Source organism: Bacillus cereus group sp. N31 (assembly GCF_016483245.1).
Lineage (GTDB): Bacteria > Bacillota > Bacilli > Bacillales > Bacillaceae_G > Bacillus_A > Bacillus_A toyonensis.
The window spans coordinates 1-19,416 of record NZ_JAEHCH010000021.1; the positions used below are offsets into that span (position 1 = coordinate 1).

The window sequence follows — 19,416 nt, forward strand, 5'->3', positions numbered from 1 at the left end:
TAAAGGCAAAATTAAAAATGAGCCCGGTGCAATACCGGACTCATTTGGATCAAGCTGCCTAATGAAATAACCGTGTCTAACTTTTAGGGGTCACTTCAATACTATAGTTCGTTTTTCATCATGCTAAGCCTGATAAAGTCTCATTAACATTTTCTTTAATTTTTTGATGATACGATTTTTTAACATCTTCAATTATAGATTTGTACCCTCATTCCATATCCTTTAACCATTCTTCACGTAGAAATATACTCGTGCCTTTCGTCCGTCTGATGGGTTTGATTTGTCCCTTTTTCAATAGCGCATTCATACGAGCCATTGAAATCCTCAATATTTCAGTCACTTCCGAAGTCAATAAAATTTCTGTTTTGGCAAATTCCCTTTTATCGAATGGTTGCATTATATATACGTCGATCATAGCAATTACTCCTTATAAAAAATGGGCCTATGTTAAACATAGACCGTTGTATACCATTGTGCTGAGTAAGTGCTTGGGTTACCTCGTGAGATATGTTCAATTTGCTCAGCGGATTGAAAATCAAACAATTTTATTACATGCAGTAAATCACAGCATCTCGTTTCCTTGAGAATTTCCGCTACCAAACTTGCATCTTCTAACAGCCCCATTTCTACATAGCGCTCCATTGTTCTGATTCCTATTTCTGTATCTTGATGCACCTAAATATGGCCATCAAAGCATACACATTCATTTTTTAATCAATAAACCCAGTCATAAATAAAATTTGTTGTAATATCGGTCATATAGAATATTTGAGCATTTTGTGTTCCATGAAATGCTTTTATACTATTAAACATAAGAAGGAATTGATTCAATGATTTTGGGGCGTGAATTCTGTTTTACTTTACTATCAATAAATCTTTCGAATACGCGTTCAACAGAATATTCTTTTGAAATTTTGCTAGTTTTCCGTTTGTGGGGTTGTCGTTTTTTTACGATTTCTTTTTCTGTGAAGTATGTTAAAGACATAAAAAAAACTCCTGCATTCTCATTTAGAGTTAAAGGAGGAGTTTCGATCAAAACTTGAGCGGTACTCACCGTTAGTTTTGCTCAAAATATGAAATTATCAACAGTTGATACAAAAGGATATGATCCCGGAGAGGCTCGAACTCACGACCTCCACCCTGTCAAGGTGGCGCTCTCCCTGCTGAGCTACGGGATCTTCAAAATACGTATGTAATAGCATCTTTAATAATAATGCTAAAGCAATTATATATAATTAACTGAAATTTTACAATGTTCACACAGGAAGTTTTTAAAGATGGATCTTGTACAATCATGCTAGAAGTGAATAAAGGAATAATTAATAAGAAGGAAACTGAATAGAAAGTAGGTTTTAAATGTAGAGGTTATATTATTTACAATATTTATCCAAAGGGTTTTCATCGCTTAAATCAACAAGTAAAGGACATAGGAATAGCAAAGGTAAAGCAGCATTAGCATGATGAAAGGTATCGTTAGAAAGGTATTGCCTTCCAAAACAATACGGACAATCTTTTTCAAATGTCACAAGTATCGACCATACATCTTTTATTTTCCACTTCGTCTTACAATATGTACAATGTGCCATAGAATTCCTCCTCATTTTTAGTTTTTTTAATATATTCCATTTAATTGTACGAAAGCAAAGTGTATTTGATGTGATAAAATGTAAGTTGTGTTGTTTTTATACGGATGTATTTAGTAATGTATGACAAATTGTATAACGTGTGATGGCTATGTAGAATAAGGGATTTTCACTTTCGATATTCAAATTGGCCAATATATCCTTTTTACAATTTACTTAAAATCATGTATAACAGAAGTACAAGATTTTTTTACCCCGCATTAACGGGCAGTAAGATCCCCGCTCAAAATTCGGCGAAAGCAAAGAAGTTAGGTGGGAGATCAACTGCCCGTAAAAGCCCGATTGGTGAAGGCTAATAATCCGTGGGGGATGAAGAAAACCCCCACGGATTAAAGTTTCACTTTATAAATATTCAAGAGTAGAGGGAGAATTATTGTAATGGTAAGAAAAACGTTCAAGATGCGTGTTTCTAGAAATAGAACGATTTCGATTAATGGCTCGATTCTTGATGTAGATGTTACGCATGATGAGTTTTTGCAAGAGCTTGTTGAGTGGGTCGATTCTAAAGGTTGGTCATTTATGGGGATGACGGATGAGATTACGCCTGAGGAAGCAAGTCAGAAGTTAATAGATTCGTTGATTGATGAGAAGGATAAGAAAGAGTAATTCCTTCTTATTTTTTATTGTATAATTATGTCCTTCATCGTAAAAATATGATATAGTAAAAAATAGTGATTTTTCTTCCAATTTAATACAAATTACATATAGATTGGTAGATTCATTTTTTATTTGTAGGAGTAAAGTGAAAAGGGAGAGTCATATGGTAAATTTTAAGAAGATTTTGGCTTTTATTACAGTTATTAGTTTGTTTTTATTGACACCTATGACGTTGCGTGCTGAGACGAATATTGGAGTGAATCCGGAGCAAGTGGCACCACCACCTAAGGAAGGGCCAAATGTTTTTAGTCAGTTTGCAGCTACGATTGATGCGAAAACAGGTGATTTGTTGTATGACAAAAATGCACATCATCGTGCGTATCCAGCTAGTGTGACGAAAGTGTTAACAGCGATTTTGTTAATGGAGCATACGAAGCCAGAGGATCAGTTTACATTTTCGCAATTAGCATTAGATCAAGAGAAGAGCAATTATCAAATTGAGTTTCAACCCGGTGAGACGGTGAATAGAAATACCGCGCTTATGATTTTAATGGTGTTAAGTGCGAATGATGTGTCGTATGCGATTGCAGAGCATATTGGTGGAAGTGTTGAGAATTTTGCTAATATGATGAATGAAAAGGCAAAACAGTTAGGTGCTACAGATAGTCACTTTGTAACACCAAATGGACTGCATGATCCGAACCATTATACGACGCCGTATGATATCGCTATGATTACGAGAGGTGTGCAAAAGTATCCTGAAATTTTGCAAGCCATGAATACGAAAAGAACGACAGTTACTACATCTAGGCAGACGGTGTCTATTTTTAATAAATCTATTTATTTTGAGAACCCATATAGTATCGGCGGTAAGACGGGGTTTACGAATGAGGCACGTAATACGCTCGTTTTATTAAATGAGAAAGATGGAAATCGTATTATAAATGTAGTAATGGCTTCTCAAAGACCTGAAATCTATGAGGATTTAAAGCAGATGGCGGAATATTCTTTTGGGCAATTTACGAAACAAACGGTGCTAGATAAACATAGTTGGCATCAAAAGACAACGTATTTAAATAAAGATATTGATAGCGAACTTGAAAAAAGTGCAGAGCTTGTGCTTAAGAAAGATGAAGGGAAAAATGTGAAAACTATTTTTCGGGCCGCTTCATTAGATAAAGACTCTTTGTATCATAAGGGAATCCATCGTGGTGAGGTAGTTGGTGCAGTTGATATTACGAAAAATAATCAAACAATTGCGACGATAAATGTTCTTTCAAAAGAAGATGTTACTTTTGCGATGCCTAAAAAAGATACAATTGAGCCTGAAATAAAAGAGTCAAATGTGAAAGTGATAAGTATTGGGATAGGTGCGATTGTATTAGTTGGAGTCATTTTATATGCTGTGGTGCGCCATAATAGACAAGGAATAAAATCAGAAGAAAAGTAAAAAAAGCATGAGGACTGTGAAGAGATTTTGTCACAGTCTTTTTTATATACGGAAAAGAAGTTTAACTAATAATTGTAAATTTTCTTATTGCAATAACTCAAAGTTCGTTATATCATTTACTTGTGTTCTTGTTAAAGAACAAACGAAACATTGCATACTTCAAATAATATAAAACAACGGAGAGGGAGAGAGACGATGAAATTAATTTGGAAGATAATTAGCAACGCGATCTCATTTGTTTTATTTGCATTGATGGTTTTCTTAGCTTTTGTAGTCATTTCTTCAAAAGCGAGCGGTGGGGATCCGACAGTGATGGGATATCAGTTTAAGAGCGTTCTTTCAGGATCGATGGAACCGACGTTTTTAACAGGATCAATCATTGCAATAGAACCAAAGAAAGATGGTTCTAAATATGAAAAAGGTGATGTTATTACCTTTAAAGAGAAAGATCAAAAAATTATCACTCACCGTATTATCGGTGTGAAAGATACAAATGGAAAAGTAATGTATGAAACAAAAGGAGATAACAACAACGGACCAGATTTAGAACCAGTACTTGCAGAAAATGTAGTTGGGAAATATGCAGATATTACAGTTCCGTACGTTGGTTATTTACTGAATTATGCGAATTCAAAAGCGGGAGCAGCATTACTTCTTATTATTCCAGGTGTCTTTTTACTTGGTTATTCTGCGATTTCTATTTTTGGCGCTATTCGTAGCATTGACGGAGAAAAGAAAGATAAAAAAGTAGAACAATCCGTCTAGTTCGTTTGGTTATACTTTCCGTTTAGGAAGTTAACAAATATATATATTAAGGGGATATGGACATGACTTTAAAGAAAAAGTTAGGAATGGGTATCACATCAGCAGTACTAGGAGCAGCATTAGTTGGTGGAGGAACATTTGCGTTTTTCAGTGATAAAGAAGTGTCAAACAATACATTTGCGGCTGGTACACTTGATTTAGCATTAAATCCATCAACAGTTGTTAATGTATCGAATTTAAAACCTGGTGATACAATTGAAAAAGAATTTAAACTAGAAAATAAAGGCTCTTTAAATATTAAAAAGGTTCTACTGAAAACAGATTATAATGTAGAAGATGTAAAGAAAGATAATAAAGATGATTTTGGTAAACATATTAAAGTAACATTCTTAAAAAATGTAGATAAGCATGAGACAATTGTGAAACAAACTACATTAGATAAATTGAAGGGTGACACACTTACAGCCGTAGATAATGATTTAGCTGCTTGGTTCTGGGATGAAAAAGGTATTTCTGCAGGTAAATCTGATAAATTCAAAGTTAAATTTGAGTTCGTTGATAATGGAAAAGATCAAAATCAATTCCAAGGCGATAAGTTACAATTAAATTGGACGTTTGATGCACAACAAACAGCAGGTGAAGAAAGATAATAATAAAAAAAGGGCTATCATATGGATAGCCCTTTTTCTATTTTTCTAGTATATAGCTATCATTTTATATAGTTCTTTATTATAATAAAGATAATGTTCTGTATAAAGAACGGAATGTTCGATGGGAGAGATTAAGATGCTGAAAAGACCACGTAATTTAAAAAAGATGCTTATATTGCCGTGTATGTGCTCTATTACGTTTTATTTAGGATCTCAAGTTATGACGCATACAGAAGCGGCATTCATTCATGAAACGAAAGTAGAAGCGAGTATTTCTACAGCAATTATATTTCCGAAAACAGTTACTACATTAAAAGAACAGGCTGAGCAACATAAAAAGTTTATTGAGCATGAGTATGGAACAATGAAGGGGAAACTGAAAGTAACTTCTATTGAAGAAATAAAACAGGCAATTTCTGTATGGCAACAAGGTCGTGAGAAAATTGTTTCTGAGAAGGAAGCCTTGCAAAATGTATATACTGAAATAGAAGCTCCTTACAACCAAATACAGGAAGAATTAAAAGTAACTAAAGATGAGTCGATTCAAAAAGTAGCCTTATATGTGAATGAAGGCTTTCAGATTATAAAAGAGAAGCGAGATTATATTGAGAAAGAAGTTAGTTTGAAAGCTATTGATGAGCAAATTCAGGCTCTACAGCAACAATTAAACGTTGCACTTGAAGCAGAAGAACAAAAGAAAGTAGAAGAACAGAAGAAAGCAGAAGAACAAAAGAAAGTAGAAGAACAGAAGAAAGCAGAAGAACAAAAGAAAGCAGAAGAACAAAAGAAGGCAGAAGAACAAAAGAAAGTAGAAGAACAGAAAAAGCTAGAAGAGCAGAAGAAAGCAGAGGAACAGAAAAAATAGAAACAGATAAAAGCGGGGTAACTGCTTTAGTGAAACAGCTGGAAAACAAGAATGTGGTGCAAGAGATAACGAGCGAATAAGCAAAACGATTAATGTTTTATAGGAGTGTGAGGGAACGTTAGCCCTCACCTCTTTGTCTTTCTTTTTTCTTATAATATGAAATGTATTTGCGTGTGAAAAAAGTTATAAATTAGCATATATTATTTTCTGAAAAATCAAAACAATATTGAGAAATAAAAATAATTGAAAATACTAAAAAATGTTGTTGTATTTACATAAGTTTGTTCGTTATAATGAACTTAAGGTTTTTGAAAAAGAACAAATATTAGCTTCGCTAATATAGTTTTAGTTACACCTCTTATTTTGAAATAAGAGATAAAAATACAAAAAAACAGCTAGGGGGAATTGATTGTGAGTCTGAAAAAGAAATTAGGTATGGGAGTTGCATCAGCAGCATTGGGGTTATCTTTAATTGGTGGAGGAACATTTGCATTCTTTAGCGATAAAGAAGTGTCAAATAATACATTTGCAGCTGGGACGTTAGATCTTACATTAAACCCTAAAACGCTTGTAGATATTAAAGATTTAAAACCAGGGGATTCTGTTAAGAAAGAGTTCTTATTAAAGAACGACGGTACGTTAGCAATTAAAGATGTTAAATTAGCGACAAAGTACACTGTTACAGATGCAAAAAAAGATAATGCTGGCGAAGACTTCGGTAAGCATATTAAAGTGAAATTCCTTTGGAACTGGGATAAACAAAGTGAGCCTGTATATGAAACAACTTTAGCAGATTTACAAAATGTGGATCCAGACGTTTTAGCTAAAGACATCTTTGCTCCAGAGTGGGCAGAGAATGGTGGTCTAGCACCGAATTCAGAAGACTATCTATGGGTACAGTTTGAATTCGTAGATGACGGTAAAGATCAAAACAAATTCCAAGGCGATACATTGAACTTAGAATGGACATTCAATGCAAGCCAAACAGAGGGCGAAGAGAAATAATAAATAAAAAAAGCGGGAGATACCCGCTTTTTTTTATAAAGAAAAAAGGAGCGCTAGTCTTATGCGCTCCTTCCTATATATGTTATTTTTGATTTTTCTTCCACTGTGTAAATTCAAGAAATTCACGAAACTGTTCTTTAGAGACACCAGAGTTCATTGCGTCTTTAACGAGCTGTGTCCATTCGGAGTCTAGGCGAGCTTCCTTTTCTGTTTCGTCATGAAGTAAAGTATCAACTGGAATTTGTAGAACTGCTGCGATTTTTTCAAGAAACTGAATGGAAGGGTTTTTTTGTAAATTTCGTTCTATAGAACTAATGTAAGATTTAGCAACACCAGCTTTTTCGGCAAGTTCAGTTAATGAAATACCTTTTTGTAAACGAAGGCGTTTTATACGTTCTCCAATCATGTTTGCGCACCTTTCTATCAATATGTCGTCGTCTTATGATGTCATTATTATAACATAAACTTCGTTAAAAAGAACAAGGCTATTGAGCTTGACTTGATGGCTTCATACGTTGGAAAAAGTGTTCGATATCTTGTAGGGCGATACCAGCATCTAGAGCTTCAAGTATTAAATCAATCCATTCTTGATCCAGTGTGTCCGTCTTATCTTTGTACAATTGTAATTCCTCCCTAATTATCGGTCATAACTGCTGCTACAGAATAAATGATAATAAAACCGAATTTTTTATTTTATGTATCGAATTATCAAATATTGTGTAGGTAAAACAAAGATAAAATCCCCATTAAACTCCCTCGATGGAAATAATTATAAATTGTTCGATAAAAACTTTCAATATTTTCAGAAAACATTGTTGAATTGTGATATATCCGTATACTAACTATGAAATTTTTACAAATATATTAAAAAAATTACATAATATAACTAAATATTGAAAAAATATTGAATTTTTAATAAAATTCAAATTGTAATACATATTATTTATTAGGGGAGGAAATAAGGGATGAACAAGAAACCATTCAAAGTATTATCATCAATTGCTTTGACAGCTGTATTAGGTCTTTCATTTAGCGCGGGCACTCAGTCTGTGTACGCTGAAACGCCTGGGAATAAAGCAGCTACGAGCCCAGTTGATGACCATTTAATTCCAGAAGAGCGTTTAGCAGATGCACTGAAAAAACGTGGGGTAATTGATTCGTCAGCTTCAGAGAAAGAAACAAAGAAAGCTGTCGAAAAGTATGTAGAGAACAAAAAGGGTGAAAATCCTGGAAAAGAAGCAGCGAATGGGGACCCACTTACGAAAGAAGCATCTGACTTTTTAAAGAAAGTGAAAGATGCAAAAGCAGATACGAAAGACAAAGTAAATCAACCAGCAGCGGGTACACCTGCAGCGACAGGCCCAGTTAAAGGTGGACTAAATGGTAAAGTACCAACTTCTCCAGCAAAGCAAAAAGCATATAACGGTGAAGTTCGTAAAGATAAGGTACTTGTTTTACTTGTAGAGTACGCTGACTTTAAACATAACAATATCGATAAAGAGCCTGGATACATGTATTCTAATGATTTTAACAAAGAACACTATGAAAAAATGTTATTTGGTAATGAACCATTCACATTAGATGATGGAAGCAAAATTGAAACGTTTAAACAATATTACGAAGAACAATCCGGTGGTAGTTACACAGTGGACGGAACAGTTACAAAATGGTTAACAGTTCCTGGTAAAGCTGCTGATTACGGTGCAGATGCTGCTACAGGTCATGATAATAAAGGACCAAAAGGACCGCGTGATCTAGTAAAAGATGCATTAAAAGCAGCTGTAGATAGCGGCCTTGATTTATCACAGTTCGATCAGTTCGATCAATACGATGTAAATGGTGATGGAAATCAAAATCAACCGGACGGTTTAATCGATCATTTAATGATTATTCATGCGGGTGTTGGACAAGAAGCTGGCGGTGGTAAATTAGGTGATGATGCAATTTGGTCACATCGCTGGACAGTTGGACCAAAACCATTCGCAATTGAAGGTACGCAAGCGAAAGTTCCATATTGGGGCGGAAAGATGGCAGCATTTGACTACACAATTGAACCAGAAGATGGCGCAGTTGGTGTATTCGCACATGAATATGGTCATGATTTAGGCCTTCCAGATGAGTATGATACACAATATAGCGGTCAGGGTGAGCCGATTGAAGCTTGGTCTATTATGAGTGGCGGAAGCTGGGCTGGTAAAATCGCTGGAACGACGCCAACGAGTTTCTCACCACAAAATAAAGAATTTTTCCAAAAAACAATCGGTGGTAACTGGGCAAATATCGTAGAAGTAGATTACGAGAAATTAAATAAAGGTATCGGCCTAGCGACATATTTAGACCAAAGTGTTACGAAATCAGATCGACCAGGTATGATTCGTGTTAACTTACCAGATAAAGATGTAAAAACAATTGCACCAGCATTTGGTAAACAGTATTACTACAGCACAAAAGGTGACGATCTTCATACAAAGATGGAAACGCCACTGTTCGATTTAACGAATGCAACGACTGCAAAATTCGATTTCAAATCATTATATGAAATTGAAGCAGAGTACGATTTCCTTGAAGTACATGCTGTAACAGAAGATGGACAACAAACGTTAATTGAAAGACTTGGTGAGAAAGCAAATAGCGGAAATGCAGATTCGACAAATGGAAAATGGATTGACAAATCATATGATTTAAGTCAATTCAAAGGTAAGAAAGTAAAATTAACATTTGATTACATTACTGATGGTGGTCTAGCATTAAACGGTTTTGCGCTTGATAATGCTTCACTAACAGTGGATGGTAAAGTGGTATTCTCTGATGATGCAGAAGGTACACCACAATTTAAATTAGATGGTTTCGCGGTTTCTAACGGAACTGAGAAGAAAAAACATAACTATTATGTAGAGTGGAGAAACTATGCTGGGGCAGATAACGCATTGAAATTTGCTCGTGGTCCAGTATTTAACACTGGTATGGTTGTATGGTATGCGGATTCAGCTTACACTGATAACTGGGTTGGTGTACATCCAGGACACGGTTTCCTTGGCGTAGTTGATTCTCATCCAGAAGCAATTGTAGGAACTTTAAATGGTAAACCAACAGTGAAAAGTAGTACACGATTCCAAATTGCTGATGCGGCGTTCTCATTCGACAAAACGCCAGCTTGGAAGGTTGTATCTCCAACGCGTGGAACATTTACGTATGATGGCTTAGCGGGTGTACCGAAGTTTGATGATTCTAAAACGTATATTAATCAACAGATTCCAGATGCAGGACGTATTTTACCGCAGCTTGGTCTGAAGTTTGAAGTAGTAGGACAAGCTGATGATAATTCTGCAGGTGCTGTTCGTTTATACCGTTAATACCGTAAAACTACCGAGAGATTTTCTTTCGGTAGTTTTTTGTGAGCAATGAATTTTATATAAAAGAAAAAATTATATATAATGTAATTTTACGAGTAAAAAAGTTCTATATAAATAATGAAAGAATTGGATAAAAATAGTGGGAGAAGGTGAATAGATGAGCATTTCTTCTATTGTAAATAAACAAAAGCAATATTTTTATAATGGATATACGAGAAGTATAGAAACAAGAAAAAATAATTTAAAAAAGCTTTATGATGGAATTCAGCGTTTTGAAGAAGAGATATTTCAAGCATTGAAATTAGATTTAAATAAGTCAGTTCATGAGTCGTTTACAACGGAAGTGGGATATGCATTAAAAGAAATTTCTTTTCAATTGAAACATATGTCATCGTGGAGTAAACCGAAGCGAGTTCGAACAGCATTAACTCATTTCGGATCGAAGGGGAAGGTAGTACCAGAACCGTATGGTGTGACGCTTATTATTGCGCCATGGAACTATCCGTTTCAGTTAGCAATTGCACCTCTAGTAGGAGCGCTGGCAGCTGGGAATACAGTTGTTTTAAAGCCGTCAGAGTTAACGCCTAACGTTTCAAAAGTGCTTACGAGAATGTTAGAGGAATTATTCCAAGAAGAGCTTGTAGCGGTAATAGAAGGCGGGATAGAAGAGAGTACGGCATTGTTAAAGGAAAGGTTTGATTATATTTTCTTTACAGGTAGTGTTGGTGTTGGAAAAGTTGTGATGGAAGCAGCAGCCAAAGAGTTAACGCCGCTTACGTTAGAACTTGGCGGAAAAAGCCCATGTATTGTACATAAAGATGCAAAAATAGATGTAACAGCAAGGCGGATTGTTTGGGGTAAGTTTTTAAATGCAGGGCAGACATGTGTAGCACCGGATTATATGTACGTTCATTCTTCTGTGAAAGAACAGTTAATCGAGGCGTTAAGACATGAAATTACGGAGCAGTATGGAAAAGAGCCACTGAACAATGACAATTACGTAAAAATTGTGAGCGAGCGTCATTTTGAACGATTATGTCGATTCTTACAAGATGGTCAAGTCGTAATTGGCGGGAACTATAAAAAAGATACATTACATATTGAGCCGACAATAGTAACAGATATCACGTGGCAAGATGCTGTTATGGAAGATGAAATTTTTGGTCCGATTTTACCGATTATAGAGTATGACAAAATAGAAGATGTTATTGTCACAATTCAGCAACATCCGAAGCCGTTAGCGCTATATGTGTTTTCTGAAAATAAAGAAGTGCAAAAGAAAGTGACGAGTAATATTTCATATGGCGGAGGGTGCATTAATGATGTTGTCTATCATCTTGCAACGCCATATTTACCTTTTGGGGGCGTTGGAAGTAGTGGATTAGGTAGTTATCATGGGGAAGAAAGTTTTCGGACTTTTTCACATTATAAAAGCATTTTAGCCCAATCTACGGCATTCGATATGAAAATTCGTTACTCTTCTACAAAAAGTGCTTTAAAATTCATACGAAAGTTGTTAAAATGATGATGGTGTTTATCAGTAGGCGTAGCCGTATGATAATAGCCCCTTCGCAATGGAAGGGGTTTTTCTGTTCGACATTATGTATCATGAAAAAATGAATCAAACATACTACATAAAGAATAGAAGTGAACGCTTGCTAAATAACCATTTTGTTTGGATCGAAACAAAAAATAGTCTATAAAATATAAATATTTATTCATGAATATAAAAATTAAAATTTAAGGTAGATAGGACGGGAAAATGAAAAAAATTATTAAAGTTGAAGCAGTAGAAAAACATTTTGGAAATCAAGTGATTATCCCACCGCTTTCTTTAGATATTAAAGAAGGAGAGTTTTTAACAATTTTAGGGCCGAGTGGTTGCGGGAAAACGACGTTACTTCGTATGATCGCAGGATTTGAAACTCCAACTAAAGGGAATCTTTTATTAGATGATGAAAAGATTAACGATTTGCCGCCATATAAGCGTCATATGAACTTAGTGTTCCAACATTATGCACTATTCCCGCATATGAATGTGGAGAAAAATATTTGTTTCGGTATGAAAATGCAAAAAGTACCAGCGGCAGAACAGAAAGAACGTGCTGAAGAGGCAATGCGTTTAACGCAGTTACTAGAGTTCCGTAATCGTAAACCTATGAAGCTGTCTGGTGGGCAGCAGCAGCGTGTAGCAATTGCGAGAGCGATTGTAAATAACCCACGTGTATTACTATTGGATGAGCCACTTGGAGCGCTTGACTTTAAGCTAAGAAAAGATTTGCAACGTGAATTGAAAAACTTACAACGCAATTTAGGAATTACGTTCATATACGTAACGCATGATCAAGAAGAAGCGATGAGCATGAGTGACCGTATTGTCGTTATGAATAAAGGACATATTGAACAAATCGGAACACCGAAAGAAATTTATAATAAGCCGAAAACGTTGTTCGTTGCGACATTTATCGGTGAAAATAATATTGTGAAAAACGGGGAAGACTACGTAGCAATTCGCCCTGAAAATGTAAAGGTACGTTCGGTTGAAGAACCAATTTTAGAAGATTACCATCTTGGACATATTGAAGACATTGAGTTTGTTGGAAATATGGAAAAGCTTTATGTACGTGATGAGAAAACAGCAGAATTATTGATGGCGTATCAAACAGCTGAAGAAGCAGCACAGTGGAGCATTGGAGATAATGTATATGTAGGATGGGAGCAAGAGGACGAGGTGACCTTAAATTGAAAAAAGGGAAATTACTCGCACTACCTACAGTCGCGTGGCTGTTAATCTTCTTCCTAGTTCCACTTGTATTCGTATTGGGTTTTGCCTTCATGCAGCGCGGAGCATACGGAACAGTGGAAATGCAATTTACGTTAGATAATATAGTACGTGTGTTTGACCCATTGTATATGGGAACATTATGGGAAACAGTAAAGATTGCTGTTATTACAACAGTACTTTGTTTATTAATTGGTTATCCATTTGCGTATACAATTACAATTGTTGATCGTAAATATCGTTCTATTCTTTTATTATTGGCAACGATACCGTTTTGGATTAACTTCCTTGTTCGTTCATATGCGTGGATTGTTATTTTACGTTCACAAGGTCTTGTGAACACACTGTTATTAAAATTAGGTATTATTAGTGAACCGTTAAATTTACTATATAATACGCCTTCTGTAATACTTGGAATGGTATATTCTTTATTACCATTTATGATTTTACCAGTGTATGCAGCAATTGAGCAGCTGGATAAGCGTAAGCTAGAAGCAGCTTATGATTTAGGTGCAACACCAGTAAAAGCATTTTGGAATGTAACAGTACCAATGACGATGTCAGGAATTGCTACTGGTTCTATTTTAGTATTCGTTTCTTCTATCGGAATGTTTGTTGTATCAGACGTGATGGGTGGATCGAAAGTAGCATTGATCGGAAACGTAATCCAAAACCAATTCTTAGGTGCGCGTGACTGGCCGTTTGGATCTGCGTTATCTATGATTGTTGTTCTATTCTCTGTTCTGTTAATTTACTTATATTATCGTGCAACGAAAGTATATAAATATGATGGGAACGGAGGGGAATAGGCAAAAATGAAAAAGTTTTTAGTTTCTTATTCTTGGTTAATTTTATTGTTCTTGTATTTTCCAATGATGGTTTTAATGGTATATTCCTTCAATGATTCTCGAATTAATGCGGAATGGGAAGGCTTTACATTCCATTGGTATACAGATTTATTTCAAAAACAAGATGTTATTGATGCGTTTGTAAATAGTATGACGATTGCAGTTATAACAACAGTTGTAACAACGGTACTTGGTATGTTTTTTGCGATAGCATTACATCGTTACAAATATCGTTTTGAAGGGGCCATTAATGGTCTTGTATATTTACCTATTTTAATTCCTGATATATTAATGGGATTATCTTTACTTATCCTATTTAGTCAATTAGGTATGGAACTTGGACAAACAACAATTATTATCGCACATATTACATTTAGTATTTCATTTGTTGTTGTTATTTTAGCGGCCCGTCTTTCTAGCATGGGACGTGATTTAGAAGAGGCTGCAAATGATTTAGGAGCAACGCCATGGCAAACGTTTCGCCATGTGACGTTTCCGGCAATTGCACCGGGAGTTGTTTCAGCAGCGTTATTAACATTCACATTATCAATTGATGATTTTGTAATTAGTTTCTTCGTATCAGGACCAGGATCAACAACATTGCCATTATACATTTACAGTATGGTTAAGCGCGGAGTATCACCTGAAATTAATGCCCTTTCTACAATTTTAATTGTTGTTATTGTAGGATTAATGGTGCTATCGGAAATCTTCCGTAACAAAGGTGCAGATGGTGAAGAAAACTCTGGAGGACACCTTCCTTTATAATACGAACGATATAAAAAGTACGAGGGGGTAAAACCGATGAAATTAATGAAAAGAATAGCTGGCGCAGCAATTAGCTTTAGCCTTGTTGCTGGTGTACTTGCCGGTTGTGGTGAAAAGAAAGAAGAGTTAAACATTTATAGCTGGGCTGACAATTTTGATGAGCAAGTGCTAAGAGATTTTGAAAAGAAATATAACGTAAAAATTAACTATGATAAGTATGCAAGTAACGAAGAAATGCTTGCGAAATTACAAGCTGGTGGCGCAAAGTATGACTTAATTCAGCCGTCTGATTACATGGTTAAGACAATGGCGAAAATGGATTTATTAGCGCCGTTAGATAAGAAGAATATCCCGAACATCGAAAATATGATTTCTAATTTCAAAACGCCAGCATTTGACCCAGAGAATAAATATTCTTTAGTATACACTTGGGGCGTAACGGGGATTGCATACAATAAAAAGTATGTGAAAGAAGCACCTACAAGCTGGGCTGACTTATGGAACGAGAAATATAAAGGACATGTAACATTACTAAATGATTCTCGTGAAGTATTAGGAATGGGTCTTAAGAAGCATGGATTCTCAAACAGCACGAAAGACGATGCAGAGTTAAAGACAGCAGCTACTGATTTACAGAAGCTACTTCCAAATTTATTAGCATTTGATACAGATAACATTAAACAAAAGTTCATTACAGAAGATGCTTGGATCGGAACAGTTTGGTCTGGAGATGCAGCATTTATCGCAAAAGATAATAAAGATGTAGAGTACGTTGTACCAAAAGAAGGCGGCACAATTTGGGCCGACACGTTAGCAATTCCAAAAGGTGCAAAAAACAAAGAGCTTGCAGAGAAGTTTATGAACTATTTATTAGATGAGAAAGTAAGTGTGAAAAACTACGAGTCAATTGGGTACAGTAATCCAAATGAAAAAGCTCACCCTCTTCATAGTAAAGAATATCGTGAGAACCATATGATCTTCTTAACGAAAGAAGAATTAGATCGCACAGAATGGCTTGTTGATGTAGACGATAAGTTAAAAGACTATGATCGTTACTGGACAGAATTAAAAACAAAAGGTAAATAAGTAAGGAAATGCGGTTTCTAAAGTAGAAATCGCATTTTTTCATAGTAGGAGGAAATCGTTTGAAGAAGAAGTTACATCAGTATGAGGTAATATGTGTTATTTTATTACTTACGGTATTTAGTATTATTGCTTGGCGCGTACATGCAGGTGGCGTTACAGTGATGGATACATATGTCCGCGGATTAGTAAAGGGGTTACAAACGGAGAGCTCACTTACTTTTTTCTCATACTTTACAAAGTTAGGATCAGCAATTGGAATTGTAACTATACTTATTATAAGTTTGCTTGTTTTTTGGCAGAAACGTTATTATGCTGCAATGATCGTGTATCCAATGGGGATTTTGATCACACATCTCGTTAATAAAGGAATAAAAGAAATTGTGAAAAGGGAGCGTCCGTCGTTAAATGAAGCATTAGATGCACTTGGGTATAGCTTCCCTAGTGGGCATGCAATGTTATCTATTATGACATTCGGTTTTCTTACTTATATCATTGCGGCAAATTTGAAGAGTGTAACTGGGAAATATGTTATAACCATTTTGATGGGTATATTAATTGTATCGATTGGATTAAGTAGAGTTATTTTAAATGTACATTATCCAACTGATATTTTAGCAGGTTATTGCATAGGTGGTATTTTGTTAATTATCGCGATTTATTATCATCGTTTACTTACTAAGAGGCTTCAGCTCAATAAAGAGAGATAAAAAACGTCTGGAAAAACTATCATTATAGTGTTTCCAGACGTTTTTTGTTTGTATGAAGATGTGATACAGTATAAGTGATAATTGAATTATTTAAAGTAGGTGAAAATGTGTGAAGACAAATGTACATAAAGTGGATAAGTGGGGGAAGTTAGGAACTTTTTTGTATCAGTTTCGTTATACAGTAATTGTAGCGCTACTATTGCTTGCGATAGCACTCGGTATTTTTGCTCCAAAGCTACCGGGAGTATTAGGTGGTGATGGTTTTCAAACGGAAGGGGACTATCAAAAGACGAAAGAAATTTTAGATAAAGATTTTAAGAGGTCTCAAGATACGCTCCTACTCGTTTTTGAAAGGAATAAGGATGCTTCACATGAGGATTTTAAAAAGCAAATAGAGGGCATTGTAAAGAAGATTGAAGAGAACGAGAAATATGAATCTTTCCATCATCCAGTGCAAAATAAAGAAATGTTACAAGATAATATCGGTTATGCGACAATATTATTTTCTGGGAAAACAAATAAAGAACGTATGGAAAAGACATTACAGTTCGCTGATACTATTGAGAAGGAAAGTAATACAGCATTAAAAGTAACACCTACAGGATTTCCAAAAATTAATCAAGAGATTAATGAAAGAACACAAAATGATTTAAAAGTAGCAGAGATGATTGGTTTACCAATTGCATTTCTCGTATTACTATTTTCATTTGGTAGCCTTTTGGCATCTATTTTACCGATTGTAAATGGCGCGCTTAGTGTCATTAGTACGATGGGGATTTTATATTTTATAGGTAGCGACAAAGAGTTATCTATTTTCGTATTAAATGTTGCACCGATGATTGGACTTGCACTATCCATTGATTTTGCACTGTTATTTGTGAATCGTTTTCGAGAGGAAGTTGCGAAGAGAACGGTGAAAGAAGCGATAGCGATTACGTATCAAACGGCAGGACGTGCGATCGTATTTTCAGGATTATGCGTATTCGTTGGTTTATCAGGCTTATTTTTCTTTAAAATTGATTATATTCAGTCTGTTGCCATAAGCGGGATGATTGTTGTGATTATGAGTATTTTATTCTCACTTACACTTCTTCCAGCACTATTATCTTTAATTGGAAAACGAATATTAAAAAAGAATCAAGTAGCACATACACCGGCAAAGGCATGGCGTAAATTTGCACAATTTGTAATGAAACATCCAATCATAATGATTATTGCTGTTACAACATTTATTGTTATTTGTTTATTACCGCTACGTACAGCTAATTTGCAGTTTCCTGGTGTTGAAGCGTTACCTGAAAAGAGTGACACTAGAGTTGCTTATGAGAAATATGAAGAAGCATTTAATAAAACGGTCCAAACACATGCTGATGTTACATTAGTAGTAGAGACGAAAAAAAATATAAAAGAAAAAGAGAGTTTACAAAAGATAGAAGAAGTTGTTCAAAAGTTAAAAGATGATGAGAAAGTATATGAGGTAAGAAGTTTATACGATGGGTTAACCGGAATGAAAGCAGATCAAGTGGCTGGTATATTGCAGTCGCCAGAAGCGGCAAAAATAGCTCCTGTATTTGAAGCGTACTCAAAAGGAAATAAGACAATAATAGAAGTCTTTTTGGATACGAAGCCTCGTACAGAAACTGCGAAACAGTGGGTTCGTGATTTCAAAAGTAATTATAAAGAAAATGATGTTACGTACTACCTAGGCGGAATGACGACGTTCCAAAAAGAGTTAGAAGATGAAATTAAAGATAAAGTTGCAATTGGTATGTCAGTTATATTCGGATCAACCTTTGTCATTTTATTATTCGCATTCCGTTCTATACTCATTCCAATTAAGGCAATTATTATGAACGTACTTAGTTTAAGTGCAACAATTGGAATTGTCGTTTGGTTATTTGAGGGTGGTCATTTTGGTTTAGAAGCGAGTCCTGTTTTATTTGTATTACCAATCTTCATTTTCGGCCTTGTATTTGGGCTTAGCATGGATTATGAAGTATTTCTTATTTCACGTATTCATGAGCTTTATGAAGAAACAGGAGATAATGATCAAGCAACGTTAGAAGGGCTCGTTTCAACGAGTAGAATTATAACGTCAGCTGCTTTAATTATGATCGTTGTAACGGGTGCGTTCGCATTTACTGATATTTTACCAGTAAAGCAAATGGGTCTTGGCGTGGCATTAGCGATATTCCTTGATGCAACCGTTATTCGTCTTATGCTTGTACCAAGCTTAATGAAGTTGTTTGGAGACTGGAATTGGTGGCTGCCATTTCGGAAAAAACGAGAAAAATCATCATAAAAAATACTCATCATATAGATGAGTATTTTTTTATGAATAGCAAGGCCTACATTTTGCAAATAGTATGTGATAAGAACATTACATATAAGTAGGTGAAGGCAATGTTTCGTTATTTCAAATTTAAGCTAAATGATACAGTACAATTTTCAGAAAACGATGGGCATATGTATCGCATTGTCGGTTATCGATTAGAAAAAGGATTTTATCCAAAAGATGAATGGACTCATATCATTTATGAACTGCTTAGAGAGTTTGATGGATATACGATGGACGCGGAAGAGGAGGAACTTGTAAAGGTTATTCAAGTAGAGGATGAGTATTACAAAATACAAGAGCTATCGGGCTATCGGTATCCAGTAAAAATGAAGCAAAAGCAGCAAGTTATGAAAGGAGAGAAAATAGACGACTTATTAGATACATACAACGACTATAAACGATTGGCGGATTTCTTCAAAGATTTATCGTATGAGCAAAAAGCTGAAGAAGTATTGCAGGAAATGAAAAGGCTTAGAGCGTGAGGGGCAGTCGATTATAAGGCTGTCCTCTATTTTTGACGATGCATCAAAGCGTGTTTTCCGTTACAATGAGAGAATCA

At 35.3% G+C, this 19,416-nt stretch carries 21 protein-coding genes and 1 tRNA gene; 15 read left to right on the top strand and 7 right to left on the bottom strand.

Features of this window, described 5'->3' with window-relative positions:
• Positions 1–208: 208 nt before the first annotated feature.
• The 5 genes from JDS81_RS21725 to JDS81_RS21745 form a co-directional block, all read right to left on the bottom strand.
• Positions 209–415 (bottom strand): hypothetical protein, encoded by a 207-nt coding sequence (locus tag JDS81_RS21725; protein ID WP_000568080.1) that lies wholly within the window; start codon positions 413–415, stop codon positions 209–211.
• 32 nt (positions 416–447) lie between these two features.
• A complete protein-coding gene (locus JDS81_RS21730) occupies positions 448–642 on the bottom strand; it encodes a hypothetical protein (protein WP_000443120.1) in 195 nt (64 codons plus the stop codon).
• Between the two features lie 163 nt (positions 643–805).
• Complete coding sequence (locus tag JDS81_RS21735; RefSeq protein WP_016108044.1) at positions 806–985, bottom strand: hypothetical protein; 180 nt, start codon at positions 983–985, stop codon at positions 806–808.
• A gap of 120 nt (positions 986–1,105) precedes the next feature.
• Positions 1,106–1,178: transfer RNA gene (locus tag JDS81_RS21740), tRNA-Val, on the bottom strand.
• A gap of 192 nt (positions 1,179–1,370) precedes the next feature.
• A complete protein-coding gene (locus tag JDS81_RS21745) occupies positions 1,371–1,586 on the bottom strand; it encodes a hypothetical protein (RefSeq protein ID WP_000929645.1) in 216 nt (71 codons plus the stop codon).
• A 435-nt stretch (positions 1,587–2,021) separates the two neighbouring features.
• Here JDS81_RS21745 and JDS81_RS21750 point away from each other — a divergent pair, with 435 nt between their 5' ends.
• From JDS81_RS21750 to calY, 6 genes are all read left to right on the top strand, one after another.
• Entirely contained in the window at positions 2,022–2,249 is a 228-nt protein-coding gene (locus JDS81_RS21750; protein WP_000251867.1) for a hypothetical protein, read from the top strand.
• A gap of 154 nt (positions 2,250–2,403) precedes the next feature.
• Entirely contained in the window at positions 2,404–3,690 is a 1,287-nt protein-coding gene (locus tag JDS81_RS21755; RefSeq protein ID WP_097954229.1) for a D-alanyl-D-alanine carboxypeptidase family protein, read from the top strand.
• A gap of 195 nt (positions 3,691–3,885) precedes the next feature.
• On the top strand, positions 3,886–4,455 hold the full coding sequence (gene sipW / locus JDS81_RS21760; RefSeq protein ID WP_000767788.1) for a signal peptidase I SipW: 570 nt from the start codon (positions 3,886–3,888) through the stop codon (positions 4,453–4,455).
• Positions 4,456–4,517: 62 nt separating this feature from the next.
• Positions 4,518–5,105, top strand: a complete 588-nt coding sequence (locus JDS81_RS21765; RefSeq protein ID WP_000172853.1) for a CalY family protein — start codon at positions 4,518–4,520, stop codon at positions 5,103–5,105.
• A gap of 136 nt (positions 5,106–5,241) precedes the next feature.
• Positions 5,242–5,970: a DUF4047 domain-containing protein gene (locus JDS81_RS21770; RefSeq protein ID WP_242481383.1), complete on the top strand. Its 729-nt coding sequence runs from the start codon at positions 5,242–5,244 to the stop codon at positions 5,968–5,970.
• A gap of 411 nt (positions 5,971–6,381) precedes the next feature.
• The gene (gene calY, locus JDS81_RS21775; RefSeq protein ID WP_000053723.1) at positions 6,382–6,975 is read left to right on the top strand and encodes a biofilm matrix protein CalY; all 594 of its coding nucleotides are present in this window, start codon (positions 6,382–6,384) and stop codon (positions 6,973–6,975) included.
• A gap of 82 nt (positions 6,976–7,057) precedes the next feature.
• Here calY and JDS81_RS21780 read toward each other — a convergent pair whose 3' ends face one another.
• Both JDS81_RS21780 and JDS81_RS21785 read right to left on the bottom strand, forming a co-directional pair.
• The gene (locus tag JDS81_RS21780; protein WP_000578873.1) at positions 7,058–7,381 is read right to left on the bottom strand and encodes a helix-turn-helix domain-containing protein; all 324 of its coding nucleotides are present in this window, start codon (positions 7,379–7,381) and stop codon (positions 7,058–7,060) included.
• Between the two features lie 79 nt (positions 7,382–7,460).
• Positions 7,461–7,595, bottom strand: a complete 135-nt coding sequence (locus JDS81_RS21785) for an anti-repressor SinI family protein (RefSeq protein ID WP_000276222.1) — start codon at positions 7,593–7,595, stop codon at positions 7,461–7,463.
• A gap of 345 nt (positions 7,596–7,940) precedes the next feature.
• Between JDS81_RS21785 and inhA1 the strand changes: the two genes are divergently transcribed.
• The 9 genes from inhA1 (at position 7,941) to JDS81_RS21830 (ending at position 19,339) form a co-directional block, all read left to right on the top strand.
• On the top strand, positions 7,941–10,328 hold the full coding sequence (inhA1, locus tag JDS81_RS21790; protein WP_097954228.1) for a M6 family metalloprotease immune inhibitor InhA1: 2,388 nt from the start codon (positions 7,941–7,943) through the stop codon (positions 10,326–10,328).
• 157 nt (positions 10,329–10,485) lie between these two features.
• Entirely contained in the window at positions 10,486–11,853 is a 1,368-nt protein-coding gene (locus tag JDS81_RS21795) for an aldehyde dehydrogenase (RefSeq protein WP_097954227.1), read from the top strand.
• 237 nt (positions 11,854–12,090) lie between these two features.
• The gene (gene potA / locus JDS81_RS21800) at positions 12,091–13,074 is read left to right on the top strand and encodes a spermidine/putrescine ABC transporter ATP-binding protein PotA (protein ID WP_000720326.1); all 984 of its coding nucleotides are present in this window, start codon (positions 12,091–12,093) and stop codon (positions 13,072–13,074) included.
• Positions 13,071–13,919 (top strand): spermidine/putrescine ABC transporter permease PotB, encoded by an 849-nt coding sequence (potB, locus tag JDS81_RS21805; protein ID WP_000715502.1) that lies wholly within the window; start codon positions 13,071–13,073, stop codon positions 13,917–13,919. The genes potA and potB overlap by 4 nt, the downstream gene beginning before the upstream one ends.
• 6 nt (positions 13,920–13,925) lie before the next feature.
• Complete coding sequence (potC, locus tag JDS81_RS21810; protein WP_097954226.1) at positions 13,926–14,726, top strand: spermidine/putrescine ABC transporter permease PotC; 801 nt, start codon at positions 13,926–13,928, stop codon at positions 14,724–14,726.
• A gap of 36 nt (positions 14,727–14,762) precedes the next feature.
• Positions 14,763–15,812 carry a spermidine/putrescine ABC transporter substrate-binding protein PotD gene (gene potD, locus JDS81_RS21815; RefSeq protein ID WP_000772488.1) on the top strand — a complete coding sequence of 350 codons (1,050 nt, stop codon included), beginning with the start codon at positions 14,763–14,765 and terminating at the stop codon, positions 15,810–15,812.
• A 59-nt stretch (positions 15,813–15,871) separates the two neighbouring features.
• Positions 15,872–16,519, top strand: a complete 648-nt coding sequence (locus tag JDS81_RS21820; RefSeq protein WP_142311434.1) for a phosphatase PAP2 family protein — start codon at positions 15,872–15,874, stop codon at positions 16,517–16,519.
• A 109-nt stretch (positions 16,520–16,628) separates the two neighbouring features.
• On the top strand, positions 16,629–18,821 hold the full coding sequence (locus tag JDS81_RS21825) for an MMPL family transporter (RefSeq protein ID WP_097954225.1): 2,193 nt from the start codon (positions 16,629–16,631) through the stop codon (positions 18,819–18,821).
• 101 nt (positions 18,822–18,922) lie between these two features.
• Positions 18,923–19,339, top strand: a complete 417-nt coding sequence (locus JDS81_RS21830) for a hypothetical protein (protein ID WP_000490306.1) — start codon at positions 18,923–18,925, stop codon at positions 19,337–19,339.
• Positions 19,340–19,416 lie beyond the last annotated feature (77 nt).